Source organism: Rhodothermales bacterium (assembly GCA_039944855.1).
Lineage (GTDB): Bacteria > Bacteroidota > Rhodothermia > Rhodothermales > JANQRZ01 > JBBSMX01.
Genome location: JBDUXZ010000011.1, coordinates 34,916 through 60,995, shown reverse-complemented (window position 1 = coordinate 60,995; position 26,080 = coordinate 34,916). Strand labels below are relative to the sequence as shown.

Genomic DNA, 26,080 nt, shown 5'->3' with positions numbered 1-26,080 from the left:
GGCCGCTCGCCCCTACGGCTCGCGGTGGACGGCGGCGCCGACGCGCTGCACGGCGCAGAGCGCGTGGAGCCGCGACACCGTCCGCTCGAACTTCTCCGCCACGGCCGCCTCGACCCCGGCGCCGGCTCGGTCCTTTGGAAACCACCGCTCCGGCGGCGCCTCGGCCGTGAAGTAGAGCACGGGCGGCGCGGGGTGCGTGTAGAGGTCGTCGATCACGCGGAGGAGGCGGAGCGCGTCGTCGGTGGAGTCCACGCGGAGGCCAGCGAGAAAGAGGCGGTCGGGCGCGGTGAGCTCGGCGGCGAGCGCCTGCCGCTCGGTCTCGGCGGTGCGGAGGAGGAGGGCGTCGCGGCCGAGCCAGAGCGCCTCGCCGTCGGCCCGCTCGTAGGCGTGGCGCATCGCCGCGTCCGCCGCGTCGAGCGGGCCGACCCACGCGCGGCCGGGCTTGGCGAGGCCGCGCCGGAAGTCCTCGCCGGGGACGAACACGACGTGGTACGTCCGCCGGAACTCCTCGGAGATGAACCGCTCCAGCCGGTCGCGCCCGAACTGCGCCGAGACGAACTTCTCCGGCTCGGCGTTGCTCGTCGCCGCCACCGTCACGCCGAGCTTTTGGAGCGCCTTGAGCACGTTGATGAGGCGGACCTCGTTCGCCGGGTCGTCGAGCTCGACCTCGTCGATGAGGAGGACGCGGTAGCGTTCGGCGAGGCGCTCGGCGTAGGCCTCGGGGTGCTCCGTCGCGCGGAAGAGGGCCGACGAGTGGAGGAACGCACACGGCACGCCCGGCGAGAGCGCGCGGTAGATCGATACGAGGAGGTGCGTCTTCCCCGTGCCGACGGGCCCGACGAGGTAGAGCCCGCTGCGGAGCCCCGCGTCGGACTTCAGCCAGCGGCGGAGTGCGGAGCCGGTGTAGCGCTCGCGGACGCGCTCGGCGAACTGCTCGGCGTCGGCGAGTGCCACGGCCTGCGCGTCGTTCTGCGGGCGGTACGTGTCGAACGTGGCGCCGTCGAAGCGGGGGGGCGGGACGAACTCGCTCACGGGGCCGCCTCCGCCGGGGCGATCGCTCGCGGATGTACGGGCCGCGTCACGAGTACGGCCGCGACGAGGAGGAGCACGCCGCCGACGAGTGAGTACGGCCCGAGGACCTCGCCCAGAAACGCGACCCCGAGGAGCGAGCCGATGAGCGGTTCGAGGTTCCCCACCACGCCGCCGCGCGCGGCCTCGACGTGCAGCATGCCCCAGTTCCACAGCCCGAACGTGACGGCCGTGCACGCGACGCCGAGCGCGAGCACCGACGCCCACGTTCCGCCCGTGAGCGCGAGCGGCGGCGGCCCCTCCAGCACCCACGCGACCGGCACGAGGATGACGGCGCCGAGGGCGAACTGCAGCGCCGTCGCCGCGAGCGCGCCGATCCGCCGCGACAGCCGCCGCGCGAGCAGCGTCCACGCGACCGCCGCGACCATCGAGGTGAGGACGAGCCCGTCGCCGAGGAGCGTCCGCCCGGGCCCCGGCCGCCCGACGAGCAGGACGGCGCCGACCGTCGCGAGGCCGATCGCGAACCACGCCAGCCGGGTCGGCCGCTCGCCGTCGAAGACCGCCGCCGCGAGCGCGAGCATCGGCGGGGCCGCCGCGACGAGGAGCGCCGCGCTCGACGCCGTCGTCCGCGCCAGCCCCTCGAACTGCACGAGGAACATCAGCGGCCCGGCGACGAGCGCGCAGGCGAGGACCAGCCACGCGGTCGGGCGCGACCACGCGAGCCGGGACCAGCGCACGAACGGCAGCATCACGGCGGAGGCGAGCACGAAGCGGTAGAGGATGAGGTAGCTCGGCGGGACCTCGGCGAGGGCGAGCTTGCCCAGGAGGAACGACGCGCCCCACAGCACGGCCGCCGTCGCGAGGGCCGCGTACGCCAGCCGCCGCGTGCGGATATCCGCGGGCTCAGTACCACGCGCTACGAATTCGCCGCCCTCGGAGGGGGGCGGCGAGGCCCGCTTGCGGGACGAGCGGGGGGTCCGCCACGTTCGAGGTGCGGGGCGTCGGTCTTTCAAGCGCAGCGGACCCCCACCTGTCCTCCCCCTCCGAGGGGGAGGAACGCAGCCTTCAGGCCGCTCGCCAGATTCCACTCACTCGGGTCCATAAGCAATGCTAGCGTTCATCCACGAGGGGGAGGCTGACGAGGTTCGCGAAGAGCCGGTACGCTCCGGGGTTGTAGGCCGCGAGCTGCCGGTACCACCCGAGCGCCGTGTAGACGTACGTCCCCTCGCCCACATCCGCGATGAGCGTCGACGAACGGAGCGGGGCCTCGCCAGGGTCGTGCATCGCGAAGAGTTCGGTGTAGCGGTCGTCGTACTCGGCGGGAAAGTAGAGCCCGCGCTCCTGCACCCAGTCAGCCCAATCGGCGTTGGTGATGGCGTTCGGCGCGCGGAAGAGGGCGTGCTCGGGGTCGAGGAGCGTGACGGGCGCGTCCTCGTACGTCACGCGGTCGCGCCCGAGGAGCAGCGGGTAGGGCGCGAAGCCCGCCGGGTTCTTCCGCTCTGCGTCGAAGGGGTCGTCGTACTGCGGGTTCCACTCGAACGTCTTCTGGTACGTCACGACGAGATGCCCGCCGCCGCGCACCCAGTCGAGCAGCCGCTCGTTGTACTGCCGCAGATCGTTCCGCACGAGGTACGCCCGGATGTCCACGACGACCGTGTGCAGGCCGTCGAAGTCTCCTGCCGCCAGCGTCGTCGAGTCGAGCGGGACGACGGTCGCCCCCATCTCGCGGAGCGCATTCGCCGTCGCGTCGTCGTAGCTCTCGACGATGCCGACCGTCAGCGACCCGGGGAGGAGGATGGGCGGGAGAGCGCGGGCGGGCTGCGTCGTGTAGACGGGCGTGCCGCGCCGCGCGCCGCGCGCCGCGCCGTAGAGCGGGACCGCGCTGAGGTAGAGCGTGTGCGGCCCGACCTCGAACTCCGCCTGGTCCAGCGTGAGCGCGACGCTGTCGACGACGGAGCCGGTGCCCGAGACGGCGAACGTCCGGCTCTGGAGCGTGTAGATCGGCTCCAACGGGTCGAACTCCCGCATGCTCACGCCGAGCGTGACGGAGTCCGCGGCGGCGTCGAAGACGTGCACGCGGACGGGGATCGCGTTGCGGCCGGGCCGGAGCCGGAGCACGGCCTCGGCGGGCTCGATCGCGAGCGGCGGGGCGATCTCGAGGGGGAGGTGCGCGGCGGTGTACCACGCGTCGGCATCGCCGGGCACGCGGACGGTGTACTGGATCGGCGGGCCGCTGAGGAAGCGGTCGTACTGCCGCGCGTCCTTCGGGAGCGTCGGCGTCGCGTCGGCGGGGATGCGGAGCACGCCTACGGGGCCGCCCGGCGACGCGTCCGCCGGCACCGTAATCACGGTATCGACCGCGCCGCTGAACGTGATCTCGACGGGCGTGGGTTGGCCGTCGTCGTAGAAAGCCATGTCCTGTGGCCAGTGGACCGCTACTTCGTCGCCGGGTAGCGTGGTGTCTGCTTCGGGCACCAAACCGATCGTACGGAGCATCGAATCGATGCGCCCGCTGTCGATGAGGTAGGCGAGGTCCGCGTCGACCGCGTGTTGGTTCGGGACGAGCCCGACGGCGAGGTCGGTCGCGTTCGGCGGGAGGGGCGGGACGCCGGGCGCGGCGCGGAGGAGTTGGAAGTACGTCGTGTCGCGTCGGAAACGCGGGGCGAACTTGTCGAAGCCCTGCGAGCGGTGCTCGGCGGCGGCTTCGACGGCGAGATCCGCGGCCGACACGTCGCGGCCGGGGATCACGTCGCCGACGGGCACCTTCACGTCCGCACTCGCGTCCTCGCCTCCCGTCCACCGCCACTTGCGGAGGAAGAGCCGCTTCGGCTGCCACAGGTCCACGCCCGGCTCCTCAAGCTGCTCGGGGTGATAACTCGGGTCGGCCGCGAGGCCCATCGCGTCGTAGGCCGAGATGCCGACGGCCTGGTGCTGCCCGTGCTGCGTGTTGCCGACCGTGAGTGTGTCGTGGTTGGTAAAGATCACGTCCGGCTTCAGCTTCCGGATCACGTAGACGAGCCGCGCCGTCACGCTGTCGCGCCCGCCCCATTCCTCGAACGCCTCGGCGGCGAATTTCGAGTAGCCGAAGTCGTAGAAGTTGAGGAAGCGGACCTGCGTGCCGAGCCGCCGCCCGGCCGCCTCCGTCTCCGCCGTGCGGATCGCGCCGAGCTTCTCGTAGAGCTCCGGCCCGATCTCGTTCTGCCCGCCCTCGCCGCGCGTGTAGATCACCGAGTACGCGACGGCGTCTTCGGCCCAGCGGTAGTGCGCGAGCGTCAGCCCGTCCTCGTCGTCGGGGTGCGCCGCGAGGTTCATCACCACGAGCGGCGCGGGCGCGTCGACCTGCGCGGTGGCGGGCGCGGCGAGGGCGAGGAAGAGGGCGAACAGGGCGGCGGGTCGGACGTTCATAAGCGCGGATTCGTGGGCTGCGCCTTCCACAGCGCGCGCCCCGCCGGGTTCCTCCGCCGCCGCCGACGTAGGGGCGAACCCGTGTGTTCGCCCTGTTCCAGCATAGCATTCACCCGACTCCGGGCAGACACGTGGGTCTGCCTCTACGCTCTCAACTTCGACATGACCGACGCCGACCGCGACTTCCTCTTCGACCTCCTCTCCACCCCCAGCCCGACCGGCTTCGAGACGCCCGGCCAGAAGAAGTGGGCGGGCTACGTCGGCGGCTTCGCCGACCGCGTCGAGGCCGACCCGTACGGGAACGTCTGGGCCACGCTCGACGGCCCCGACAGCGGGCCGACGGTGATGCTCGAAGCGCACGCCGACGAGATCGGGTTCATGGTGAAGTACGTCACCGACGACGGGTTCATCCACGTCGACCGCATCGGCGGGAGCGATTGGGCGATCGCGCGCGGCAAGCGCGTCCGCATCCTCGGGGCGAAGGGCCCGGTCCTCGCCGTCGTCGGCAACACGGCGATCCACCTCCGCGACCGGAAGGACGACGAGAAGGCGCCGAAGCTCGAAGAGCTCTTCCTCGACATCGGCGCGTCGAGCAAGACCGAAGTCGCCGAGCGTGGCATCCGGGTCGGACATCCGGCCGTCTACGCCGAGTCCGTCGAGGCCCTGACCGATAAGCGGCTGATCGGGCGGGCGCTCGACAACCGGCTCGGCGGGTTCGTCGTGGCGCAGGCGCTGAAAGGGCTCGCGGCGTCGAAGGAGAAGCGGCAGCGGACGGTCGTCGGCGTCAACGCGGTGCAGGAGGAGATCGGCGGCAACGGCGCGAAGATGGTCGCCTACCGGCTCGATCCCGACCTCGCCCTCGTGCTCGACGTGACGCACGCCACCGACTCGCCCGGTATCCCGAAGGCGAAGCACGGCGAGGTCACGCTCGGCGGCGGGCCGAGCATCACGCACGGCACCGTCAACCACCCCAAAGTCGTCGAGCGGCTGATCGAAGTGGCCGAGCAGGAAAAGATTCCGCTCCAGCACGAGGCGTCGTCGCGCTACTCGGGGACCGACACCGACGTCATCTTCCACACCAAGTCCGGCATCCCGAGCGCGCTCATCTCGATCCCGATGCGCTACATGCACTCGACCGTCGAGACCGTCGACCTCGGCGACGTCGAGCACGCGATCCGGCTGATGACCGCCTTCGCCCGCTCCATCACCGCCGACGATGCCTTCCGCGCGGACATCCTCTGACTGTCATTGCGAGGAGCGAGACGACGTCGAGCGACGCGGCAAGCTCCTTCGGGTTGCCAAAATCAGGAGATGGGCTACGCCGAGCCCTGCGGGGTTGCCGCGCTCCTTTCAGTCGCTCACAATGACAAGCGGGGGTTTGTTAGGGGTTCTAAAGCTCGACCCCGTAGACCGCGCCGTACTTCTGGCGGACGTAGCGCAGCCACGGTTCGGCGCGGAGCGATTCGCCCGTCGCGTCGTGCAGCACTTTGGCAGCCGTGCGGGCGCGGCCCCAGCGGTGGACGTGCTCGCGCAGCCACCCGAGGAGCGGCCCGAACTCGCCCCGCTCGAAGTGCGCGCCGAGGTCGCCGAGGTCGCGCTCGGCCGCCTCGAACAGCTGGACCGACATCAGCGTGCCGAGGGTGTACGTCGGGAAGTAGCCAAGCGCGCCGAGCGACCAGTGGATGTCCTGCAGGCAGCCGTCGGCGTCGCTCGCCGGGGCGAAGCCGAGGAGGTCCTCCATCGCCGCGTTCCACGCCTCCGGCACGTCGTCCACGGCGAGGGTCCCGTCGATCAGCTTCGTCTCGAGTTCGAAGCGGAGCATGACGTGGAGGTTGTACGTCACCTCGTCAGCCTCGACGCGGATCGGCGACGGCTGCACGCGGTTGATGGCGCGGTAGAAGTCGGCCTCGTCCACGCTGCCGAGCACGTCGGGAAAGGTGGAGCGCAGGCGCGGGTACGCCCAGCGCCAGAACGGCCGGCTGCGCCCGACGAGGTTTTCCCACAGCCGTGACTGCGACTCGTGCATCCCGAGCGAAGTCCCGCTTTCGAGCGGCGTCCGCGCGAATGCCGGGTCGACGCCGAGCTCGTAGAGCGCGTGGCCGCACTCGTGGAGCGTCCCGAAGAAGCCCGTCGGGAAGAAGTCGGGCGTGAGCCGCGTGGTGATCCGGCAGTCGGTGAGCGCGGGCGACGTGGAGAAGGGGTGGGCCGAGCGGTCCTGCCGGCCGCGCTCGAAATCGTACCCGAAGGCGCGGATCGTGTCGAGACCGAAGGTCCACTGCCGGTCCTCGTCGTAGGGTCGGTGGAGGAACGCGTCATCGGGCGGCGCGGCCTCGGCGAGGGCCTGCACGATGGGGACGAGGTCGGCGCGGAGGGCGCGGAACGCGCGGTCGATGTCGGCCCACGTCGTGCCCGGCTCGTACTCGTCGAGGAGCGCGTCGTAACGCCGGTCTTCGTACCCGACGGTCTCGGCCTGTTCCACGCTGAGGTCGACGATCTCCTGCAGGTGCGGGGCGAAGTGGGCGAAGTCGTCGGCGGCGCGCGCGCGTTTCCACGCCTCCATCGCGTGCGCCTTCGCCGTCGCGAAGCGCGCGACGAAATCGGCCGAGAGCCGCTGGGCCCGGTCGAAGTCGCGGCGGGTGACGCGGACGAGCGCGCGGTCGATCTCGCCGTCGAGGTCGCCGTCGAGCGCATCGAGCAGGTGGCCGACGGCGTCATCGGTGAAGTACTCGTGGGACAGCGTCTTCAGCGTGGCGAGTTGCTGCGCGCGCGCCTCGGCCGCGCCCGGCGGCATGTACGTCTCCTGATCCCATTCGAGGAGCGTCGCCGCCGCGTTGAGGTCGGCGATGAGCCCGAGCTTGTCTTTGAGCGCGGCGAGTTGGTCGGGGGGGCTGGGCATAGGATTCGCAGGATAGAGGAGGGGCGGCAAAGCTACAGCTCGAAGCCCGAGCACCCGTAGAGACGCAACATGTTGCGCCTCTGCCGTCGGTCCGAATCAATGCGAGGCTGGGCCGAGGTGTGGCGGCATTCCTCAAGACGCAGCAGGCGGCGTTCCCACGCCGACGTCCGAAAGCGGCCCCAGCAGACACGGCCCCGGCAGACAGCTAGGCCGCCCGTTCCACTCGCAAGCCGCGCAGCACGACAACGCGTTCGGCGAGGTCGAACAGGCCCTGCGCGGCGAGGGCGAGGAGCGTCACGTCGTGGAGGGCTGTCGTGGCACCGAAGGACTTCGAGACGTGGCGGAGTTCGAACGTGCGTGGGAGGCTGCGCCGTAGATCGGGGCGGCCTTCATGGATTATCCCCGGGGGGGCGGGGGAGGGTGCGCTTGACCTCGGCGGGTGGGGAGCCGTAGTTTGGACGCCCCGACCGCCAATGTAGCTCAGTTGGTAGAGCAGCTCACTCGTAATGAGCAGGTCACCGGTTCAAGTCCGGTCATTGGCTCCACACGAACGCCCCGGTCCAGCCGCTGATGCTGGGCCGGGGCGTTCGTCGTTTCGCACACTCCCACGCGTAGCCATCTCCTCGCCGCGCAGCGCGTCACCGGACCATCGACATCTTCAGCGTCTTCGAAAACGAGGGCGTGGTCAGCCGATAGAAGTACGTCCCGCTCGGCAGTGCCGCCGCGTCGAACGTGACGGCGTGGACGCCGGCTTCCCGGATCTCGTCCGTCAGCACCGCGACGCGCTGCCCGACGTAGTTGAACACCTCGACCGTCACGTGCTCGGCACGAGGCAGGGCGTAGTCGAAGCGGGTCGTGGTGGCGAAGGGGTTCGGGTAGTTCGGCTTCAGGTCGAAGTGGTCCGGTACGCCCGCGTCGTCCTCCGCGCTCACGCCGGTAGCCTCGGTGACGGCGATGTAGTTGAGGCTGAAGAGCCAGCCGTTTGGGTCGGAGGGCGAGTCGAACTCGAACCGCATGATGTGGATGCCGGCTTCGAGCGGCACGGCCGGGATCTCGATGGGCTCCCAGAACTGCCAGCCGCCCGTGCCCGGCACGTCGCGCACCCCGCTCACGTCGACGTTGTCGATCAGCATCCGGAACTGACCGAAGCCCGGCACGCTGGCGACGTACGGGGCGAACGTGTACGCGCCCGCCTCGGCGACCTCGAACGTGTATTCCAGCCACTCGCCTGCCGTGATCCAGTAGACGTCGAAACCGTTCGTGGTCGATGCCTCGATGTCGACGCCTTCGCTCGGGCGGTAGGCGAGGCCGATGTTCTGCGGCTCCGCGTCGTGGTAGGCGACGCCTTCGCCGCCGAGGTCGTAGTCCTCGGCCTCGATCACCGCCGGAACGACGGGCGGCGCGCCGGGGAAGGGCATGCCGTTCGGGAGCACCCGGATCAGCACGCTGTCGCTCGCCACCAAGCCCTCGGGGTCCGAGACGGTGAGCCTCACCCAGCGGGGGCCCACACTCGTGAACGTGACCGTCGTATCGGCGACGGAGGCCGTGCTGTCGGCGCCGAACGTCCACGCGAAGGAGAGGGCGCCGCCGTCGGGGTCGAAGCTCTGGCTGCCCTCGAAGGCCACCCTCAGCGGCGACTTGCCGGAGGTCTTGTCGGCGACGAGGAGGACGCGGGGGGCGTTCGGGTTCCCGGCCGCGGTGCTCTCTGAGCGCAGTGACCGGGGTTCGACGAGCATGGAGAAGCCGTCGGAGAACGTCACCTGGCGCGCGTCCGCCCCGGCGTTGTAGGCGACGTACGTGAGGTCATCGTTGGCATCGCGGAAGACGGCGTAGGTCGGGACGTCGGCCGCGATGTCGGGCTCGACGTGGCCCATCGCCTTGAGGTTGTGGAGCCAGTGGAGGGTGTGGGCGCGGGACTCGCCGTCGAAGGGTTCGTACCCGGGGTCGGCGTTGTAGTAGGCCAGCGCCTGCGCCGGGTCGCTCAGGGCGAGGTACTGCCAGAGCACGTCCTTCCACACCACGGGCTGCCCGCCGCGCTCGGCGACGATCTCGGCGTAGTTCGCGCGGACGTAGTCGGGGTGGCGGCCGAGGTAGAGCGAGCCCGCCGTGACCGGGAGGATGTTGATGCCGTGGATGAACTCGGGGTCGGCGCCGAACCACGTGGAATGCACGCCCTTCCCGCCCCACACCATCCCAATCGCGACGCGCGGGTAGGCCTCGGGGAAGACCTCGTCGTCCACGTCGAACCAGTACTCGTCGACGGCGGAGGCCTCGGTAGCGTAGAGGTAGATCCCGAGGTCGCGGATCTCCGTCTGCCCCGTCGCCTCGCCCCACAGCACGACCGACGAGGCGAAGTGCATCGATTCCGAACTGGATTCCTGGTTGTTGCCCTCGGCGAAGTCGCCGTGGCCGGCGGCCCACGAGTGCCCGGCGTAGGCGTCGAAGGTGCGGAGGAAGGGGAAGCGCTCGTCGGCGCGGTCCCAGTTGTTGGCGTCTTTGATGAGGAGGTTGACCATCCCGCCCCAGTGCTCCTGCGCGGCCCACGCGGGGTCGTACTGCGCGATCGTGGCCGCGCTCATCACGGCGTAGCTGGCGTGGAAGTGGTGGTCGTTGATCTGGTTGTCCGCCCCGAAGCCGGAGGGGTAGCCGGTGAGGACGTCCCACGTGGCGTCGTACGAGTACTCCTGCGCGCCGCCCACCGTGAACCAGTCTTCGAGCCGGGTCTTGAGCTGGGCGAGGAAGTGGTCGCGCTCGGCCGTCGCGCCGATCTGGTCGGCGATGTGGACGAGGTGGGCGAAGCGGCCCATCGCCTTGCCGTTGTCGTACGTCGGCCCGGCGGGCAGCGTCTCCTGCGCTGCGTCCTGGACGAGGGCGAGCAGGGTCGCCGGGTTGTAGTCGCCGCGGTCGGGCAGGGCGGGGAGGACGCCGGTGAAGCCGTGCTCCATCGTGAACGCGTTGCCCTCGGAGAGCCGCATCTCGCCGCGCGGCGACCGGTAGGTGTGGCCCGTGAGGGTGGCCGTGCTGTGGAGCCACTGGTGGCGGTAGAGCGCGGTCAGCGTCGCGTTCACGTTCGATGGACCGCTCTCCTTGAGGACGGTGTCGTAGGCGTACGTCGACGTGACGCGCGCGGTCGCCTCATCGTAGGCCCACGCGACCCGACTGTCGGTGACGAAGGCGTAGGCGTGTCGCCGGAACAACTCCAGCGTGGCGGGCTGCGCGTCAGGCAGGACGGCCACCGAGAGGTAGCGCTCGCCGTCGAGGGTGGAGCGGAGCGTGCTCGTGCCCGTCCACGTGGCGGCCGACGGCGCGAACACGCCGTAGTGTTTCCCGCCGATCGTCAGGCCCAGCACACCGCCCTCGCGGTGCCAGATGGTCGGGCTCTGGGCGGGCGTGAGGACGGCCTGCCCGCCCACCACCTCGAAGAAGACGTACGGGAGGCCGTGGCCGAGCGTGGCCTCCATCGTGACGGCGCCGCCGTTCCACCGCGCCGTCGCGGTCCAGTCGCCGTAGTCGTGCGCCGTCGCACGGCTCGCCGAGAGCCCGTCCACCCCGACCGTCAGTTGGGCCGCGAACGGGTAGAGGTAGTCGGCGGCTACGAAGATGGGGTCGGTCGTGTATCCGATCTGGAGGCCCGCCGCGGTCGCCCTCGCGTTGATCGGGTGGGCGTACAGGATGTTGGAGTAGGGGTCGTTGAAGAAGGGGTAGATCAGACTGCTCCAGTAGTCGTTCGACTGGATCGGGAGTGCGAAGTCCGCCGAGACTTTGGGAGCGATCGGCTGGCCCTCGAAGTTCTGGGGCCCCACCGCACCGGAGGGGAGCGAGGTGCTGTAGCTCCCGAGCCCGACCTGCACGGCCTGGGCGAGCGCCGAGTCCCCTACGATCAGAAACTGAAGCGCCCAGAGCAGGCCAAAGAGAAGGGGCAGGCGGGAAGAGCGGGAGGCCGAGGGCGTCGTCATAGAACAGCAGGAAGCAGACACGGAGAGAGCAGGGGCGAACCCCGATTTTCCGTGGAGTCACCTGCCGTGAGGCCAAAGATAACCCGAACCTATCGCAGGGGTTGCGAGCCGCCGCACGCTCCGTGGCGGTGGGCTGCAGGGCTAATTGACGACGAACGATTGGGACACGGGGATCCCGTTCGCCACGAGCGGCGCGTCGACCGAGCCGGCGCCGACGAACTCGAACGCGCCGATCTCGCCGGTGTCGTCGTGGAGCGTGGCGAAGAGCGTGGCGCCCGGCTCCACCGCCACGTCGAGGGCTACGGGCACGCGGGCCGTCGTCCCGTGCATGACGAACGAGCGGCCGAGCATCGTCCCGACGTCGGGCCGGCCCCCGGCGTCGGGGTGGATCACGACCCACGCGTCGGACGCGACCTTCACCTCGTCGAGGATCACGACGTTGCCGCGGAGCGCGGGCTCGGCCACGGTGAGGCTCGGCGCGCCGGCCACATCTTCGGACCCGCCCTCCACGGGAGGGACCGAAGGCGGAAGGGGCTCGCCGCCCTCGTAGTCGGCGCCCTCGAGGTCGGCGATGAGCGCCTCCATCTCGGCGATCTCGGCCCGCTGCGCGAGGATGATGTCGTCGGCGAGGCGGCGGGCGCGGGGATCAGAGATCTCGGCCCGCTCGCTGGTGAGGATCGCGATGGAGTGGTGCGGGATCATCGCCTTCATCCACGCCACGTCGCCGACCGTCTCCTGACTGCGGGCGAAGAAGAGGGCGAGGGCGAAGACGACGGCGCTCCCGACGAAGATGGCGACGTTCTTCCGCTTGTCGTCGTACATCGAGAGCATGAAGCCGAGCATGATGACGGCCATCGCGGCACCCATGTAGAGCGCCATCCAGAACTTCGTCTGGCTCCACCAGACGTGATCGAGCACGTAGACCGTCGAATACATGAGGATGAACATCACCACGGTCGACGTGGCGATCATGGCGAAGAAGCGTGTGTACGACATCGGGGCACGGGGTGGGTGAGGAGGAAGGGCGCGGGCTCGATAGGGGTCTATGACGGCCGGGTGAGCACGACGCGGCGCGCTCACCCGGCTCGCTGGCAGGCGACGGGGTCAGGCGCTGGCCTTCGGAAGCGCGTCGAGGAGCCGCGTGCAGGACTGCTCGCAGCGGCGGCAGCATTCGGCGCAGATCCGGCAGTGCTCGTGCTCGTCGGCGTGCTGCTCGCACTCCTCGGCGCAGACGCGGCAGGCCGTGCGGCATGCCTCGACCTGGGCATGGATGAGCGCCCACGACGGAGCCGTCTGGCGGGAGAGGACGCGGCCGGTGGCGGCGCAGATGTCGGCGCAGTCGAGGTCGGTGCGGATGCAGCGGCGCATGGCCTTCTCGCCGGCGAGGCAGGCGTCGGCGCAGGCAGTGCAGCACTGCTCGCATTCGAAGCAGGCCTCGATGCAGGCGGCGAGCGCGTCGAGGGGGTCGGCGGGAGCGGGGTGGGCGGAGAGGATCTCGTGGGTAACCATGGAAGTGTAGAGAGGAGAGAAGGGAGAGATGACGTGCGGCCCTTTTACCCGACAGCGCGGAGAAAGAGCCGGGGACTCCCCTTAAATGTTACTAAGGGCGGACTGCTCTGTTGAGAAGCTCAGCACAGCGACCCTTCGTGTCATCCCGAGCGCAGCCGAGGGATCTCTGAGGAGCTGCGCGGTGCTCAGGAGAGGTCCTTCGACAAGCTCCGGACGACCAGAACGAGAGCTTCTCAACAGAGCAAGGGCGGATCTGATTCGACGATCTTGCGGGTTACGCGGCGTCGGGTGAGGCTTTCGGCTCGGCACACGCGAGGCAGGGCAGCCGAACCTCGAACGTCGCCCCGATCTCGTCGCACCTCGTCGCGCCCATCGAATGGCGCGTCCATCGACCGCGCCGGGGCGAGGGGGATTCCCGGTGGCGGTTCCCTGCGGCACCTCACGGCGAATTAAGGCGACCGCGGAGCACCTCGGCGCCGTTCGCTCGTATTACGGTTCTATTCTGCAACGCTCCGATCACTCCATCAACTATTCCACGGCCATGAACACCTATCACTACGCACGCACCGTCGATCTCCCGATGGCTGAAGCCGAGGCCCGCGTCCGCGGCACGCTCCAAGAAGAAGGCTTCGGCATCCTCACCGAGATCGACATTCAGGCCACGCTCAAGAAGAAGCTCGACGTCGACATGCGCCCCTACAAAATCCTCGGGGCCTGCAACCCGCCCGCCGCGCATCGCGCGCTCCAGGCCGAGCCGCTCATCGGGACCATGCTCCCGTGCAACGTGATCCTCCACGACATCGGCGACGGGCAGACCGAGATCGCCGCCGTCGACCCCGTCGCCTCGATGTCGGCCGTGGAGAACGACGCGCTCGGCGAGATCGCGGCCGAGATCCGCGACCGCTTGCGCACGGCCGTCGACAACGTGTGACAGGTGTTAGCGTCGGGCCGAGGCCTCTCGCCGCCGTCTTCCGCGCCGTCGCACGGATGTGGCGGATCGGTGGACGGGCTCCAACCTTAACGAGAACTATGGGGCGGGGGTAAACCAAAGGCTTTAGCTTAGGGTATCCCGCCCGCCCTATGCTGAACGGCTCCCGACCATACCGCCTCGCCGCCGCCGTGCTCGTCGCAGCGCTCGTCCTCCTGCTCGGAGCGGGCGGCCCGACGTTGCTGCACCTCTGCGGGGTGGGCCCGCTGCCCGCCACGGCGCAGGCGCCGAGCGAGATGCCGGCGATGCCGCCCTGCCACGGGGGGATGCCCGATGGGGGCGAGGAATCCAGCGATGAAGCGCCCGGCGGCCCGACGATGCAGACGTGCTGCCTCGCCGTCGCCGCCGTCCCGTCGGACCACACGACGGTGGCGGACCCCGCGCAGTCGCTCACGCCCCTCGTCGCCCTGCTCGCCCCGTTCGTCGCCGATGTCGTGGCTCCGACGCCGGCGCCTGCACCGCGCGACACCGGGCCGCCACCGCTGTCCGTCCGCTCCCATCTCGCGCTCTCGGTCCTGCTGATCTGATCCGTCCCGGCCCCCCGGCGACCGGCCCTGCCGCGTCGTCCCGCCGTGTCGTTCCCCCGGATCCATCAGCACCATGACTCTCCCTCGTGCAGCGCGTCGCGCGCTGCTGGCCTGCGCCCTCCCTCTCGGGCTCGCCGTTTCCGGCGGCGCTCGCGCTCAGGCTCCCGACTCCGCGCCGCTCGACCTCTCGGCCCTCCTCGCCGAGGTCGAAGCGGCGAACCCGACGCTCCGCGCCGCTCGGCTCGACGCCGCCGCGCTCGCCACCGTCGGCGGTCAGGTCGGCGTGCTGCCCGATCCGACCGTCGCGGTGACGGCGTTTCCGTATCCGCTCGTGACGGCGCTCGGCGCGCAGCGGACGCAGTGGCGCGTCGAGCAGACGATCCCGTGGCCGGGCACGCTCGCCCTCCGCGAGCGCGCGGCCGACCTCGGGGCCGAAGTCGCGGGCTATGAGGCGGACGTGCTCGCGCTCGACCTCGCGCTCCAGGTCAAACGCGCCTACTACACACTCTACCAGATCCAGCGCACCGAGGCGCTCGTCCGCTCGTTCCGCGCCCGGCTCGACGCGTTCACCGAGGCCGCCGCCGTCCGCTACGAAGTGGGCCGCGGACCGCAGGGCGCCGTGCTCCAGGTCGGGCTCGAAGAAGAGCGGCTCCGCGCCCGCCTCCTCGACCTCGACGCCCGGCGCCATGCCGCGCTCCACACCCTCGCCCACCTGACGAACCGCCCCAGCCTCGCGCTCGCCGACACCGTCGGCCTCACGCCGCCGCCGCTTCCGAGCGCCGACGCCGCGCTCGCCGAGGTCGCCCGCCGGCTCCGGCCCGAGGTGCAGGCGCTCGAAACCGACGCCGAGCGTGCTGAAGCCGAAGTCGCCCTCGCCCGAAAAGCGTTCTACCCCGAGATCGGCGTCGGCGTGACGTACTTCGACGTGACCGACCGCGCCACGCCGCCGACGGCCGATGGCACCGATGCGCTCGCCGTGATGCTCTCGGCCCGCGTCCCGCTCCAGCGCGGGCGGCTCAACGCCCGGCTCGAAGAGGCCCGGCTCCGACAGGCCGAGGTCGAGGCCCGGCAGGACGCGCTCGACACGGCGATCTCGACGGAAATCGCCCACCTCGTCCACATCGTCCATCGTGAGGCCGAGACGCTCGCCCTCTTCCGCGACCGCCTCGTCCCGCAGGCGCAGGCCACAGTCGAGTCCGTGCTCGCCGCCTACACCACGGGCGAGGCCGACTACGCCGCCTTCCTCGACGCCGAGCGCACTCGATTCCAGGTCCAACTCGGGCTCGAAGACGCCCTCGGCCGCTATCTCGACGCCACGGCCCGGCTCGAACGCGCCCTCGGCGGGGCCGCCCTCGCCGACCTCCAGCCCTCCGACTCTAGGCTCCGATGAATCCCACGACCCCGCACCCCGCGCCACCGGCGACGCCGCCCGAGCGCTCGCCCTACGCCGAGTCCGAACGGCCGCGCCCGAAGCGGCGCACGGCCCTGCTCGTCGTGGGCGCGCTCGTTCTCTTCCTCGTTGCCGTCGGGCTCGCGTGGACGTTTCTCCGTGGCGACGACGCTGACGACATAGCTGAGGTGACGCCTGCTGTTTCCGCGCAGTCGGCGGGCGGGCTCGCCACCCGAGACCTCGACGGCGACGGGATCGTCTACCAATCGGGGATGCACCCGTGGATCGTCGAGGACGAACCCGGCCAGTGCCCGGTCTGCGGGATGGACCTCCAGCCCGTGCCCGTCTCCGGCGCGCCCGCAGGGACCGTCGAGATCGACGCCGTGACGATGCAGAACATCGGGGTGCGGACGGCCCCGGTAATGGTGCGCACGCTCAGCCGCGATCTCCGCACGACGGGCGTGTTCGAGGCGAGCGACCGCGCCCGCGAGGTTGTCAGCCTCAAAGTCAGCGGGTGGGTCGAGCGGCTCTACGTCGACGCCGAGGGCGACCGCGTCCGCGCCGGACAGCCGCTCCTCGAACTCTACAGCCCGCAGCTCGTCTCGACGCAGGAGGAATACCTCCTCGCTCTCCGCAACCGCGAACTCCTCGGCGGGGGCGACGGCGACCGGCTCGTCAAAGCGGCCCGCCGCCGCCTCTCTCTCTTCGACATTAGCGCTGGGCAGGTCGAGCGGTTGGAGTCGACGGGCGAGGTGACGCGGACGCTCACGATCTACGCGCCCGCGAGCGGCACCGTCACCGAGAAGCGTGTCGTCGAGGGGATGCAGGCCACGGCGGGGATGACGCTGATGGAGATCGTCGACCTCAGCGGGCTCTGGCTGCAAGTTGACGTGCCAGAGCAAGACCTTGGGTGGGTCGACGCCGGCACGCGCGCCGTGGTCCGGCTGGAGAGCCAGCCCGGCACCGAGTTGACGGGCCGCGTGGAGTACGTCTACGACACGCTCGACCCGGCGACGCGCACGGGAACGGCCCGCGTCGCGGTGCCGAACCCCGGCCGCCGGATTAAGCCGGGGATGTTCGCGACGGCGACCCTCTTCGGCGCGCCGAGCGAGGCGCGCCCGACCGTCCCGAGCGAGGCCGTGATCCGCACGGGCGATGCCGCCGTCGTCGTGCTCGCGCTCGGCGACGGCCGTTTCCGCCCGCAGCCCGTCACGCTCGGTGAGGAAGGCGAGGGCGCGGTCCAGATCCTCGCCGGGCTCGACGGCGGCGAGACCGTCGTCACGAGCGCCCAATTCCTCATCGACTCCGAGGCCCGGCTCGCCGCCGCCGTCGGCGCGATGACGGGGGCCATGCCGGACGCCGCGCCCGACCCGATGGATGAAACCGATCACAGCCAGATGAACCACTGATGCCTCCTGGAACCCTATTGTCATTGCGAGCGACCGAAGGGAGCGCGGCAATCTCCCGACTCCAGCAGGCCTGAGGAGATTGCTTCGTCGCTCCGCTCCTCGCAATGACAAATGAGAAAGGCCTGCCACAGCCAGACGAATCCATGAACCCCAGCCTCATGCGCCTGACCCTCGCCCTCCTCCTGCTCCTCGCTGCGCCCGCCGCGCTCGCGCAGAAGCACGACCACGCCCAACACCGCCGCGCTGATTCGCTCATCGACCGCGCCGACTCGGCACACGTCCCGACCGGCCTCACGCCCGACGAGGTCGCCGGACTGCGCGAAGGCCGCGGGATGGGGCTCGCCAAAGCGGCCGAGTTCCACAGCTACCCCGGCCCGCTCCACGTTCTCGAACTCGCCGACGCCCTCGGCCTCACCGACGCGCAGCGCGCCGAGGCCGAACGACTCCGCATGGAGATGCTCGCCGAGGCCCGCCCGCTCGGCGCGTCGATCATTGAGCGCGAGGAGCACCTCGACCGACTCTTCGCCGATGGCGCGGCCACGCCGGAGATGGTGGACCGTATCACCGCACACATCGCCGAAGCGCAGGGGCAACTCCGTGCGGTGCATCTTCGCGCCCACGTCGCCTTGCGCGCCGCCCTCACCCCGGAGCAGATCGCCGAATACGACCGCCTCCGCGGCTACACCGACTGACGAGTGACCACGGACAACGGACAACGGACCACACCCATGCTCGAACGCCTCATCGACTGGAGCGCCCGCAACCGCCTGCTCGTCGGCATCGTCACCCTCGTGGTGGCGGCGCTCGGCGCGTGGGCGACGCTCAACACGCCGATCGACGCGATCCCCGACCTCTCCGACGTGCAGGTCATCGTGCGGACGGAGTACCCCGGGCAGGGGCCGCAGATCGTCGAGGAGCAGGTGACGTACCCGCTCACGTCGGCGCTGCTCTCGGTGCCGTTCGCCAAGACCGTCCGCGGTTACTCGATGTTCGGGACGAGCTTCGTCTACGTCATCTTCGAGGATGGGACCGACATGTACTGGGCGCGGAGCCGCGTGCTCGAATACCTCTCGCAGATCCAGGACCGGCTGCCCGAGGGCGCGAGCCCCGCGCTCGGGCCGGATGCGACGGGGGTCGGGTGGGTCTACCAGTATTCGCTCCGCGACACGACGGGCACCTACGACCTCGCCCAGCTCCGCAGCGTGCAGGACTTCTACCTCAAGTACGAACTGCAGGCCGTCGACGGCGTGAGCGAAGTCGCCACCGTCGGCGGGTTCCAGAAGCAGTACCAGGTCGTCGTGGACCCGCAGAAGCTCGCCGCGTACGGCGTCCCGATCGGGCGCGTCGGCGAGGCGCTGAAACGGTCGAACCGCGACGTTGGCGGGCGACTGCTTGAACTCGGCGAGCGCGAGTTCATCGTGCGCGGGAAGGGGTATTTGCAGGGCGTCGAGGACATCCGCGAGGTCGTCGTCAAGGCCGAGGGCGGGACGCCCGTCACCGTCGGCGACGTGGCGACGGTCCAGCTCGGGCCGGAGATCCGGCGGGGCATTGCGGACGTGAATGGCGAGGGCGAGGTCGTCGGCGGGATCGTGGTGATGCGCTACGGCGAGAACGCGCAGGCGACGATTGATCGGGTGAAGGCGCGGCTCGTGGAGTTGGAGTCCGGGCTGCCGCCGGGCGTCGAAGTCGTCGCCGAGTACGACCGGAGCGCGCTCATCGGCCGCGCCGTCGACACGCTCACGACGCGGATCTGGGAGGAGCTGCTCGTCGTCGCGCTCATCGTCTTCGTGTTCCTCCTCCACGTTCGCAGCGCGTTCGTCGCCGTCGTGACGGTGCCGGTCGGCATTCTGATCTCGCTCGGGGTGATGTACCTGCTTGGCATCAACGCCAACATCATGAGTCTCGGCGGGATCGCGATCGCGATCGGGGTGATGGTGGACGCGAGCCTCGTGATGGTCGAGAACGCGCACAAACACATCGAGCGGGCGCGCGCGGCGAAGGCGACGGGCGACGGGCCGCCGCCCGAACTCACCGAATCGGAGCGGCTGCACGCCGTGATTGAGGCGGCGAAGGAGGTCGGGCCGTCGCTCTTCTTCTCGCTCCTCATCGTCACCGTCAGCTTCCTGCCGGTCTTCACGCTCGAACAGGTCGAGGGCCGGATGTTCCGTCCGCTCGCGCTGACGAAGACGTTCGCGATGGCAGCGGCGGCCTTCCTCGCCGTGACGCTCGTGCCCGCGCTGATGGCCGTCTTCGTCAAGGGGAAGATCCGCAGCGAGCAGCAGAACCCGGTGGCCCGGTTCTTCCTCCGCGCCTACCGCCCGCTCATCCGGGGCACGCTCCGCCGGCCCGTCGCCGTGCTCGTCGTCGGGTTCAGCCTCCTGTTTCTAACCGTGCTCCCCGTGCAGCGCCTCGTGTTTGGTGACGTCCTCGTCCCGTTCCCGCAGATCGGCAGCGAGTTCATGCCGCCGCTGTGGGAGGGCGACCTCCTCTACATGCCGACGACGCTGCCCGGCATCTCGCCGCAGGGGGCTAAAGAGTTGCTCCAGCGCACCGACCGCATCATCGCGAGCTTCCCCGAGGTCGAGCGCGTCTTCGGCAAGATCGGCCGCGCCGAGACGGCCACCGACCCGGCCCCGCTCTCGATGATCGAGACCACCGTCATCCTCAAGCCCGAGAGCGAGTGGCGCGACGGCGTGACGCGGCAGTCGCTGACCGCAGAGATGGATCGGGCGATCAACTTCCCCGGCCTCACGAACGCATGGACGATGCCGATCAAGACGCGGATCGACATGCTCGCGACGGGGATCAAGACGCCGGTCGGGGTGAAGATCGCCGGGCCGGATCTGGCCGTGCTCGAACGGCTCGGACGCGAGGTCGAGGCGGCCGTCAAAGACCTCCCCGGCACGCGGAGCGCGTATGCCGAGCGCGTGATGGGCGGGAGCTTCCTCGACATCGACGTGGACCGCCGCGCCGCCGCCCGCTACGGCCTCACGAGCGGCGACGTGCAGGACGTGATCTCGGCCGCCGTCGGCGGGATGAACGTGACGACGACCGTCGAGGGGCTGGAGCGCTACCCCGTCAACGTCCGCTACCCCCGCGCTCTCCGCGACGACCTCCCCGCGCTCCGCCAAGTCCTCGTCCCGACGCCGAACGGCGCCAACGTCCCGCTCGGTCAGCTCGCCGACTTCTCGTACGTCGCCGGCCCGCCGATGGTGAAGAGCGAGAACGCCCGCCCGAACGCGTGGGTATTCATCGACCTCACCGACGAGGCCGACGTGGGGAGCTACGTGCAGCGTGCGCGCGAGGTCGTCGCCGAGTCTGTGACGCTTCCACCGGGCTATGCGCTGAAGTGGAGCGGGCAGTTCGAATACCTCGAGCGCGCCAACGAGCGGCTCGCCGTGCTCGTCCCCATCACGCTCGCGATCATCTTCCTCCTCCTCTTCCTCCACTTCCGCAGCGCGACCGAGGCCCTCCTGTTGATGATCCCGCTCCCGTTCGCCGTCGTGGGCGCGATCTGGCTGATGCTCGCGCTCGGGTACAACTTCTCGATCGCCGTCGGCGTCGGGCTGATCGCGGTCGCGGGGCTCGCGGCGGAGACGGGCGTGGTGATGCACGTCTACCTCGACGAAGCCGTGAAGCGCTACCGCCGCGACGGCCGGCTGACGTCGGTGCCGCGGCTGAAGGAAGCGCTCGAAGAGGGCGCCGTCGACCGCGTCCGCCCAAAGCTGATGACCGTCTTTACGACGATCATCGGCCTCGTCCCCATCATGATCGGGACGGGCACGGGGGCCGAGGTAATGCAGCGGATCGCCACGCCGATGGTGGGAGGGCTCGTCACGAGCACGGTCCACACGCTCATCATGATCCCCGCGCTCTACGTCGTCGTGCAGGGCCGCCGGCTCCGCCACGAACTCCGCACGACCCCGCCCGGCGACGGGCAGTCGGCCGACCTCGCATTCGAGCCCCTCGCCCCCGATGCCGCCGCGCACCCTTCGCGCTAACCCTGTACGGGCGACCGGCCGGTCGCTCCTACGCTGCCCCTGACCAACACCAACCCAACGCCACAGACCCATGACCACGCTCAAACTCTTCCCGCTCCTCGCCCTCCTCCTCGCCCTCGCCGCGTGCGGTGACGCCGACGACGGTGCGATGCAGGGCGCGCCGCCTACCGGCGAGAACGCGACGATGCACGATCACGAGATGGCCGACGACGACGGCCCTGCCGAACCCCAGATTGTCGACGGCGTGCAGGTCGTCGAGATCGAAGCCGGGCGGATGGGGTACGTCCCCCGCGAGATCGCTCTCGAAGCGGGCGTTCCCGCCCGGATCGTCTTCACGCGCACGGTCGAGTCCGAGTGCTCGTCGCAGGTGACGATCCCCGCTTTCGACGTGCCGACGACGGACCTCCCGCTCGACGAGCCCGTCGCCGTCGAGTTCACGCCGACCGAGAGCGGCGACTTCGAGTTCGTCTGCGGGATGGACATGCAGCGCGGCTCGCTCATGATCAAGTCCTAACCCGATGCTCCGCGGCTACGCATCGCCCCCGCTGAAGCGCATCGCGCTGTGGGGCTTCGTCCTCGACGGCGTGCTCATCGTGCTCGGTCACACCGTCGGCCTCTCGCTCGTTGTGCAGATGACGACGCTGCCCGTGCTGAGCGTGTGGGGAGCCACGCGGCGGGGGGCGTAGCCGGACTCCGCTCAGTCGAGGGAGCACCCACGCTGCTCTCGCTCAAGCCGGCAAAATCTAATCGGGCATGTCGTATTCGCATCTTTACGTCATGCGGAGCACGCGATCGACGCGGGGAGCAGGCGTGGCGTCGAGGGCCTCGGGGCGCGCTCCCGCGCCGGATTCCTCAGCCTCGCCGAGCGCCGGGCTCCTACGGAGCGCTGGTGCGGCGCGACGTGCGGCGCCACGTCCACAGGTCGCGCCCCATCGCGTAGAGCTTCGCGGGGCCGTAGGTCTCCCCGTTGAGGACGTGCCACTCGTTCGTGGCCGGCTCGTAGAGGTGGAAGGCGTCGTCGTCGGACTCGTAATAGGCTTGGGCAGGGGGCTCGTCCGGCATCCCCTCGAACTCGCACCAATCGGCGGCGATCACCTGAGCCACGTCGAAGGTGAAGAGCGGATGGACGGGGCCGTCGAAGCCCTGATCGCCGAGGGACTGCACGAAGCCGGGGTAGATGCCGAGGTGGTCCACGGAGAAGGAACCGGGGATGAGTTTGGCCATGAAGTCGGGGATGTCGTGGTGGGAGGGTGAGGAGAGGATAAGCTGTGAAGCGTCGGCATGCCAACGCGCAGTCAGGTCGGTGGGGGAAGGCGTTGGGAGGTCGAAAGTATTACCTTTGTGGCCGCCCACGCAGCTCCCCGACGACGAGCGGTCCTGCCTCCGCCCATGCACCCACGACTCCCCGGCCCCCCGGCGCATCGCCTCGCGTCCGATCCCTTGAGGTCCGCGAGGGCCGAACGGCCTCCCATGACTGACCCCCTCGACCTGCTCCTCGTGGACGACAGCAAAGCGGACCGTGCGCTCGTCCGGACCCTGCTGGCTCGGCACTACCACGTCCGGGAGGCGGCCACGGCGCGCGAGGCTCGCGCCCTGCTCGGCGCCGACGAGCCCGACCTCGTCCTCCTCGATTACCGGCTCCCCGACGCCGCCGGCGTCGACCTACTGCCCGCGTTCGTCGAGCGCCACGTGCCCGTCGTGATGCTGACGGGGATGGAGACGCCGGAGATCATCGTGGAGGCGATGCGGGGGGGCGCGCACGACTACCTCACGAAGGGGCGGCTGACGGAGGAGGGGCTGGAGCGCGCGATCGCGAACGCCGTCGAGAAAGCGGCACTCCGGCGGGCCCTCGATGCGCAGCAGCGGGCGCTCGCCGAGCACGCCGCCGCGCTCGAAGCGAAGAACCGCGAGGTCCGCGCCCTCGCCTCGGCCCTCACCCTCGCCGAGCAGGCCGAGCGCCGCCGCGTCGCCGACCTCCTCCACGACAACGTCCAGCAGATGCTCTTCGGCGTGAAGCTCGCGCTGCGGCTGCTGCACGCGCCCGCCGTCAGCCCCGAAGCCACGCACAAACGCCTCACCGACGCCGAGGACATCCTCGACCAGGCCATCGACGTCACGCGCCACCTCGCCGTCGAACTCACGCCGCCCGTGCTCGACCGGGAGGACATGGCCGTCGCGCTCCGCTGGCTCGCCGAGCACATGGGCGGGATGTACGGGATGACGATCGAGGTGACGGCCGCGTGCCCGTGCCGGATCCCGTCGCGGGAGCTGCGGATCCTCGTCGTGCAGATCATCCGCGAGCTCCTGTTCAACGTCGTGAAGCACGCCGGGGTGGACGCGGCGCGGCTCCGGCTGGAGTCGTGCGACGGCGGTGCGGTCTTCGTCGTGGAGGACGACGGCTGTGGGTTCGACCCCGCGGCGGCGGAGTCCAGCGAGGACGAAGGGCCAGCCGGCTTCGGGCTCTACAGCGTGCGGCAACGGCTCGAACTCGTCGGCGGCAGCCTCGCGATTGAGTCCGCGCCGGGCGACGGGTGCCGCATCACGCTCGCCGCACCGGAGGAGTGGATGAGCGACGGGGCGTGACGACGGGCGTGAGCCCTACTTGCCGGGGAGCAGACTGGCGAGGGCGTCCGCGATCCGCTCGCCCGTCGTCGCCGTGAGCGACCACGGGCTGGGCTGCCGGACGACGTGGAGCGGGCCCTCGACATGCTCGACGTGGTAGCTGCTCGATCCATCGTCCTTGCGGAAGAACCGGATCGTCGCTGTCGCCGGGCCGACGCGGAGGCCGCGCACGGTCAGCTCGGGCAGCCACTCCGGGAGGTGTGGGTCGACGACGAGGAGGTGGAGCGGGGCGTAAGGGTAGATCCCGAGGAGGGCTTGCACGAACGTGAACACGGCGCTCGCGCTCCACGCCTGTGGGCTGTTCGCCTGCGGGTAGAACGCGGGGAACGGCTGCGCGTCCGTCCGCGCGTGGCCGCTGAACACTTCCGGGAGGCGGACGTGGTCGAAGAGGGCGGCGGCCTCGAACTGCGCGCGGCAGAGCTGATGGAGCCGATCCCACAGCCCGTAGCGCATGAGCGCGAGCGCGAACGTCCCGTGCTCGACGGGCCACACGCTCCCGCGGTGGTAGCTGTACGGGTTGTACGCCGGGTTCTCCGTCGAGAGCGTGCGGATGCCCCAGCCGCTCCACAGGTCAGGCTGGAAGAGGCGCTCGGCCACGCGCTCGGCGCGCTCGGCGGGGACGATGCCGGTGGCGAGGCAGTGGCCGGGGTTCGACGTGATGGCGCGGATCGGGCGCTTGTCGGCGTCGAGCCCGATCGCGTAGGTCCCCTCGTCCTCCAGCCAGAACGCGTCGTTGAACCGCTCTTTGAGGTCTCGGGCTTCGCCGAAGAGCCGCTCGGCGTCGTCGCGCTTGCCGAGCTGCCAGAGGGTCTCGGCGTAGGCGAACTTGGCCTGGTAGACGAACGCCTGCTCCTCGCACGTCGCGATCGGCGGCTCGATGAGACGGCCGTCGGCGCCGACAATCGCGTCGGGCGAGTCCTTCCAGCCCTGGTGCTTCGTGCCCTGCTCGGAGCGCGTGAGGTACTCGTAGAACCCGTCGCCGTCGCGGTCGCCGTGGGCGTCGAGCCAGGCGAAGGCGTCGAGCGTGGGGCCGAGGTCGCGGAAGGCGAGGTCGCGGTCGCCGGTCCAGTGCCACAGCTCAGCGGCGGCGACGGGGTAGAACGCGCTCGTCGTCATCGAGCCGTAGTAGCGGCCGAAGGGGTTGAAGCGGAGCCGGGCGAGCGGGCCGGTGTGGGCCTCGTGCGGCATCCGGCCGGGCCGCTCGTCGCGCCACGGCACGTCCTCGGTGCCCTGGAAGTGGGCGAGGGCGGGGAGCGTGCCGGTGAGCATCTCGGGCCCGAGGAGGCCGCCCTGCCACGCGGCGGTGAGCGCGTCGCGCCCGAAGAGGGCGAGGTAGATCGGGAGGCCGGCGGCGAGCGTCCACGCCCGCTCGCCCCGGTCGAGGTCGTAGAGGCGGAGCGCGGCGAGGTCGCTCCGCGCTCGGTCGAGTGCGGCGGTGACGACGGGGGCGAGCGTCGCGCTCTCGGCCGTCTCGAACGTCGTCGCTTCGGCGAAGAAAAGCCCGTCGCGCCGGTCCCGCTCGGCGAGGGCCGCGTCGGGGTCGGTGAGGTCGTCGGCGGCGAGGTCCCACTCGGGCATCGCCTCGACGTAGGGGAGCCAGTCGAGCCGGGCGTGCCACGCGGCACCCGGCGCGAGCGTGACGTCGAACGTGAGGCAGCCGTCGGCGAAGACCGGCGGCGTGTCCGCTTCGCTGACGCGGACGACGAAGCGGCGGTGGATCGAGGCCGTGCCGGCGACGCCCTGGTGGTCGTAGGCGTGCTCGGCGCGGTAGTCGAACGTGAGCGCGCGCGCGGCGGCGTCCCACGTCCGCTCGCACGTCCCCTCCTGCTTCCGCTCGCCCGAGGTCTCTTGCAGGTCCGCGAAGTCGGCGTCGACCTCGACCGTGAGCCGGAAAGCGGTCGGCTGCTGGGTGTAGTTCGTGATCGTCGCCCGCTCGACGACACTCGCGCCGAGGCGGCGGTGGAGCTGGAGTTCGAGGGTGTACTCGCTCTCGGGGTCCATCATCCCGCTGCCGTGGTCGCCGCCGCCGCGCTCATTGCCGGGCGCCTCGCGGATGTAGTGGCCGAGCCACGTGTGCTGGTCCACATTCGAGAGCGCGACGGGCGTCAACGCCTCGCCGTCGACGCGGTAGCGGTAGCGCGAGAGCATCCGCGTCTCGTGGGCGAAGAACCCGTGCTCGCTCCCGTCGTCGATGAACCCGTCGCGGTCGGTGGCGAGGGAGAGGAAGCCGCGGCTGGTGTAGAGGGTGTCGGTCCGGGGGCGGAGGCGGACGAGGGATCGGCGCACGAAGGGGAGGGCGAGGGGGAGAGGGGCGGCGTTTCGCGAGAACGCTCGTTTACACGAGGATC

Annotated in this window: 19 protein-coding genes and 1 tRNA gene; 11 read left to right on the top strand and 9 right to left on the bottom strand. The window is 70.5% G+C overall.

Annotated elements, in window-relative coordinates:
- Positions 1-12: 12 nt before the first annotated feature.
- From zapE to ABJF88_06235, 3 genes are all read right to left on the bottom strand, one after another.
- Positions 13-1,032 carry an AFG1/ZapE family ATPase gene (gene zapE / locus ABJF88_06245; protein MEP0546512.1) on the bottom strand — a complete coding sequence of 340 codons (1,020 nt, stop codon included), beginning with the start codon at positions 1,030-1,032 and terminating at the stop codon, positions 13-15.
- Positions 1,029-2,042 (bottom strand): EamA family transporter, encoded by a 1,014-nt coding sequence (locus ABJF88_06240; protein ID MEP0546511.1) that lies wholly within the window; start codon positions 2,040-2,042, stop codon positions 1,029-1,031. Before ABJF88_06240 ends, zapE begins: the two co-directional genes overlap by 4 nt.
- 97 nt (positions 2,043-2,139) lie before the next feature.
- Positions 2,140-4,434, bottom strand: coding sequence for a PIG-L family deacetylase (locus ABJF88_06235; GenBank protein ID MEP0546510.1), 2,295 nt, complete (start codon positions 4,432-4,434; stop codon positions 2,140-2,142).
- A gap of 162 nt (positions 4,435-4,596) precedes the next feature.
- On the opposite strand from ABJF88_06235, the gene ABJF88_06230 reads away from it, so the two are divergent.
- Positions 4,597-5,676, top strand: coding sequence for a M42 family metallopeptidase (locus ABJF88_06230; GenBank protein MEP0546509.1), 1,080 nt, complete (start codon positions 4,597-4,599; stop codon positions 5,674-5,676).
- A gap of 148 nt (positions 5,677-5,824) precedes the next feature.
- On the opposite strand, the gene ABJF88_06225 is transcribed toward ABJF88_06230, so the two are convergent.
- Entirely contained in the window at positions 5,825-7,330 is a 1,506-nt protein-coding gene (locus tag ABJF88_06225) for a carboxypeptidase M32 (protein MEP0546508.1), read from the bottom strand.
- A 469-nt stretch (positions 7,331-7,799) separates the two neighbouring features.
- Between ABJF88_06225 and ABJF88_06220 the strand changes: the two genes are divergently transcribed.
- Positions 7,800-7,875, top strand: a tRNA-Thr gene (locus ABJF88_06220).
- A 93-nt stretch (positions 7,876-7,968) separates the two neighbouring features.
- Here the strand turns inward: ABJF88_06220 and ABJF88_06215 are convergent.
- The 3 genes from ABJF88_06215 to ABJF88_06205 form a co-directional block, all read right to left on the bottom strand.
- Positions 7,969-11,286, bottom strand: coding sequence for a glycosyl hydrolase (locus tag ABJF88_06215; protein ID MEP0546507.1), 3,318 nt, complete (start codon positions 11,284-11,286; stop codon positions 7,969-7,971).
- Between the two features lie 141 nt (positions 11,287-11,427).
- Positions 11,428-12,282: a DUF305 domain-containing protein gene (locus ABJF88_06210; GenBank protein MEP0546506.1), complete on the bottom strand. Its 855-nt coding sequence runs from the start codon at positions 12,280-12,282 to the stop codon at positions 11,428-11,430.
- A gap of 108 nt (positions 12,283-12,390) precedes the next feature.
- Entirely contained in the window at positions 12,391-12,795 is a 405-nt protein-coding gene (locus ABJF88_06205; protein MEP0546505.1) for a four-helix bundle copper-binding protein, read from the bottom strand.
- Between the two features lie 541 nt (positions 12,796-13,336).
- On the opposite strand from ABJF88_06205, the gene ABJF88_06200 reads away from it, so the two are divergent.
- The 8 genes from ABJF88_06200 to ABJF88_06165 all read left to right on the top strand — a co-directional run bounded on the left by ABJF88_06200 (position 13,337) and on the right by ABJF88_06165 (position 21,796).
- Positions 13,337-13,726 carry a DUF302 domain-containing protein gene (locus ABJF88_06200; protein MEP0546504.1) on the top strand — a complete coding sequence of 130 codons (390 nt, stop codon included), beginning with the start codon at positions 13,337-13,339 and terminating at the stop codon, positions 13,724-13,726.
- A gap of 149 nt (positions 13,727-13,875) precedes the next feature.
- The gene (locus ABJF88_06195) at positions 13,876-14,310 is read left to right on the top strand and encodes a hypothetical protein (GenBank protein ID MEP0546503.1); all 435 of its coding nucleotides are present in this window, start codon (positions 13,876-13,878) and stop codon (positions 14,308-14,310) included.
- Positions 14,311-14,383: 73 nt separating this feature from the next.
- Positions 14,384-15,700: a TolC family protein gene (locus tag ABJF88_06190; GenBank protein MEP0546502.1), complete on the top strand. Its 1,317-nt coding sequence runs from the start codon at positions 14,384-14,386 to the stop codon at positions 15,698-15,700.
- Complete coding sequence (locus ABJF88_06185; protein MEP0546501.1) at positions 15,697-17,109, top strand: efflux RND transporter periplasmic adaptor subunit; 1,413 nt, start codon at positions 15,697-15,699, stop codon at positions 17,107-17,109. Before ABJF88_06190 ends, ABJF88_06185 begins: the two co-directional genes overlap by 4 nt.
- 158 nt (positions 17,110-17,267) lie before the next feature.
- Positions 17,268-17,801, top strand: coding sequence for a Spy/CpxP family protein refolding chaperone (locus ABJF88_06180; protein MEP0546500.1), 534 nt, complete (start codon positions 17,268-17,270; stop codon positions 17,799-17,801).
- A gap of 36 nt (positions 17,802-17,837) precedes the next feature.
- The gene (locus tag ABJF88_06175; GenBank protein ID MEP0546499.1) at positions 17,838-21,110 is read left to right on the top strand and encodes a CusA/CzcA family heavy metal efflux RND transporter; all 3,273 of its coding nucleotides are present in this window, start codon (positions 17,838-17,840) and stop codon (positions 21,108-21,110) included.
- 70 nt (positions 21,111-21,180) lie between these two features.
- Complete coding sequence (locus ABJF88_06170) at positions 21,181-21,624, top strand: cupredoxin domain-containing protein (protein MEP0546498.1); 444 nt, start codon at positions 21,181-21,183, stop codon at positions 21,622-21,624.
- Positions 21,625-21,628: 4 nt separating this feature from the next.
- Positions 21,629-21,796 carry a hypothetical protein gene (locus ABJF88_06165; GenBank protein ID MEP0546497.1) on the top strand — a complete coding sequence of 56 codons (168 nt, stop codon included), beginning with the start codon at positions 21,629-21,631 and terminating at the stop codon, positions 21,794-21,796.
- Positions 21,797-21,986: 190 nt separating this feature from the next.
- Here the strand turns inward: ABJF88_06165 and ABJF88_06160 are convergent, their stop codons facing one another.
- On the bottom strand, positions 21,987-22,334 hold the full coding sequence (locus ABJF88_06160) for a hypothetical protein (protein MEP0546496.1): 348 nt from the start codon (positions 22,332-22,334) through the stop codon (positions 21,987-21,989).
- A gap of 246 nt (positions 22,335-22,580) precedes the next feature.
- On the opposite strand from ABJF88_06160, the gene ABJF88_06155 reads away from it, so the two are divergent.
- Positions 22,581-23,693, top strand: a complete 1,113-nt coding sequence (locus ABJF88_06155; GenBank protein ID MEP0546495.1) for a response regulator — start codon at positions 22,581-22,583, stop codon at positions 23,691-23,693.
- Between the two features lie 15 nt (positions 23,694-23,708).
- Here ABJF88_06155 and ABJF88_06150 read toward each other — a convergent pair whose 3' ends face one another.
- On the bottom strand, positions 23,709-26,018 hold the full coding sequence (locus ABJF88_06150) for a glycogen debranching N-terminal domain-containing protein (GenBank protein MEP0546494.1): 2,310 nt from the start codon (positions 26,016-26,018) through the stop codon (positions 23,709-23,711).
- Positions 26,019-26,080 lie beyond the last annotated feature (62 nt).

Excerpts from the sequence above, each read along its gene's own strand:
- ABJF88_06200 (MEP0546504.1), top strand. The coding sequence starts at position 13,337 with ATGAACACCTATCACTACGCACGCACCGTCGATCTCCCGATGGCTGAA.
- ABJF88_06175 (MEP0546499.1), top strand. The coding sequence starts at position 17,838 with ATGCTCGAACGCCTCATCGACTGGAGCGCCCGCAACCGCCTGCTCGTC.
- ABJF88_06180 (MEP0546500.1), top strand. The coding sequence starts at position 17,268 with ATGCGCCTGACCCTCGCCCTCCTCCTGCTCCTCGCTGCGCCCGCCGCG.
- ABJF88_06195 (MEP0546503.1), top strand. The coding sequence starts at position 13,876 with ATGCTGAACGGCTCCCGACCATACCGCCTCGCCGCCGCCGTGCTCGTC.
- ABJF88_06185 (MEP0546501.1), top strand. The coding sequence starts at position 15,697 with ATGAATCCCACGACCCCGCACCCCGCGCCACCGGCGACGCCGCCCGAG.
- ABJF88_06190 (MEP0546502.1), top strand. The coding sequence starts at position 14,384 with ATGACTCTCCCTCGTGCAGCGCGTCGCGCGCTGCTGGCCTGCGCCCTC.
- ABJF88_06205 (MEP0546505.1), bottom strand. The coding sequence starts at position 12,795 with ATGGTTACCCACGAGATCCTCTCCGCCCACCCCGCTCCCGCCGACCCC.
- ABJF88_06210 (MEP0546506.1), bottom strand. The coding sequence starts at position 12,282 with ATGTCGTACACACGCTTCTTCGCCATGATCGCCACGTCGACCGTGGTG.
- ABJF88_06225 (MEP0546508.1), bottom strand. The coding sequence starts at position 7,330 with ATGCCCAGCCCCCCCGACCAACTCGCCGCGCTCAAAGACAAGCTCGGG.
- ABJF88_06155 (MEP0546495.1), top strand. The coding sequence starts at position 22,581 with ATGACTGACCCCCTCGACCTGCTCCTCGTGGACGACAGCAAAGCGGAC.
- ABJF88_06165 (MEP0546497.1), top strand. The coding sequence starts at position 21,629 with ATGCTCCGCGGCTACGCATCGCCCCCGCTGAAGCGCATCGCGCTGTGG.
- ABJF88_06215 (MEP0546507.1), bottom strand. The coding sequence starts at position 11,286 with ATGACGACGCCCTCGGCCTCCCGCTCTTCCCGCCTGCCCCTTCTCTTT.
- ABJF88_06235 (MEP0546510.1), bottom strand. The coding sequence starts at position 4,434 with ATGAACGTCCGACCCGCCGCCCTGTTCGCCCTCTTCCTCGCCCTCGCC.
- ABJF88_06170 (MEP0546498.1), top strand. The coding sequence starts at position 21,181 with ATGACCACGCTCAAACTCTTCCCGCTCCTCGCCCTCCTCCTCGCCCTC.
- ABJF88_06160 (MEP0546496.1), bottom strand. The coding sequence starts at position 22,334 with ATGGCCAAACTCATCCCCGGTTCCTTCTCCGTGGACCACCTCGGCATC.
- ABJF88_06230 (MEP0546509.1), top strand. The coding sequence starts at position 4,597 with ATGACCGACGCCGACCGCGACTTCCTCTTCGACCTCCTCTCCACCCCC.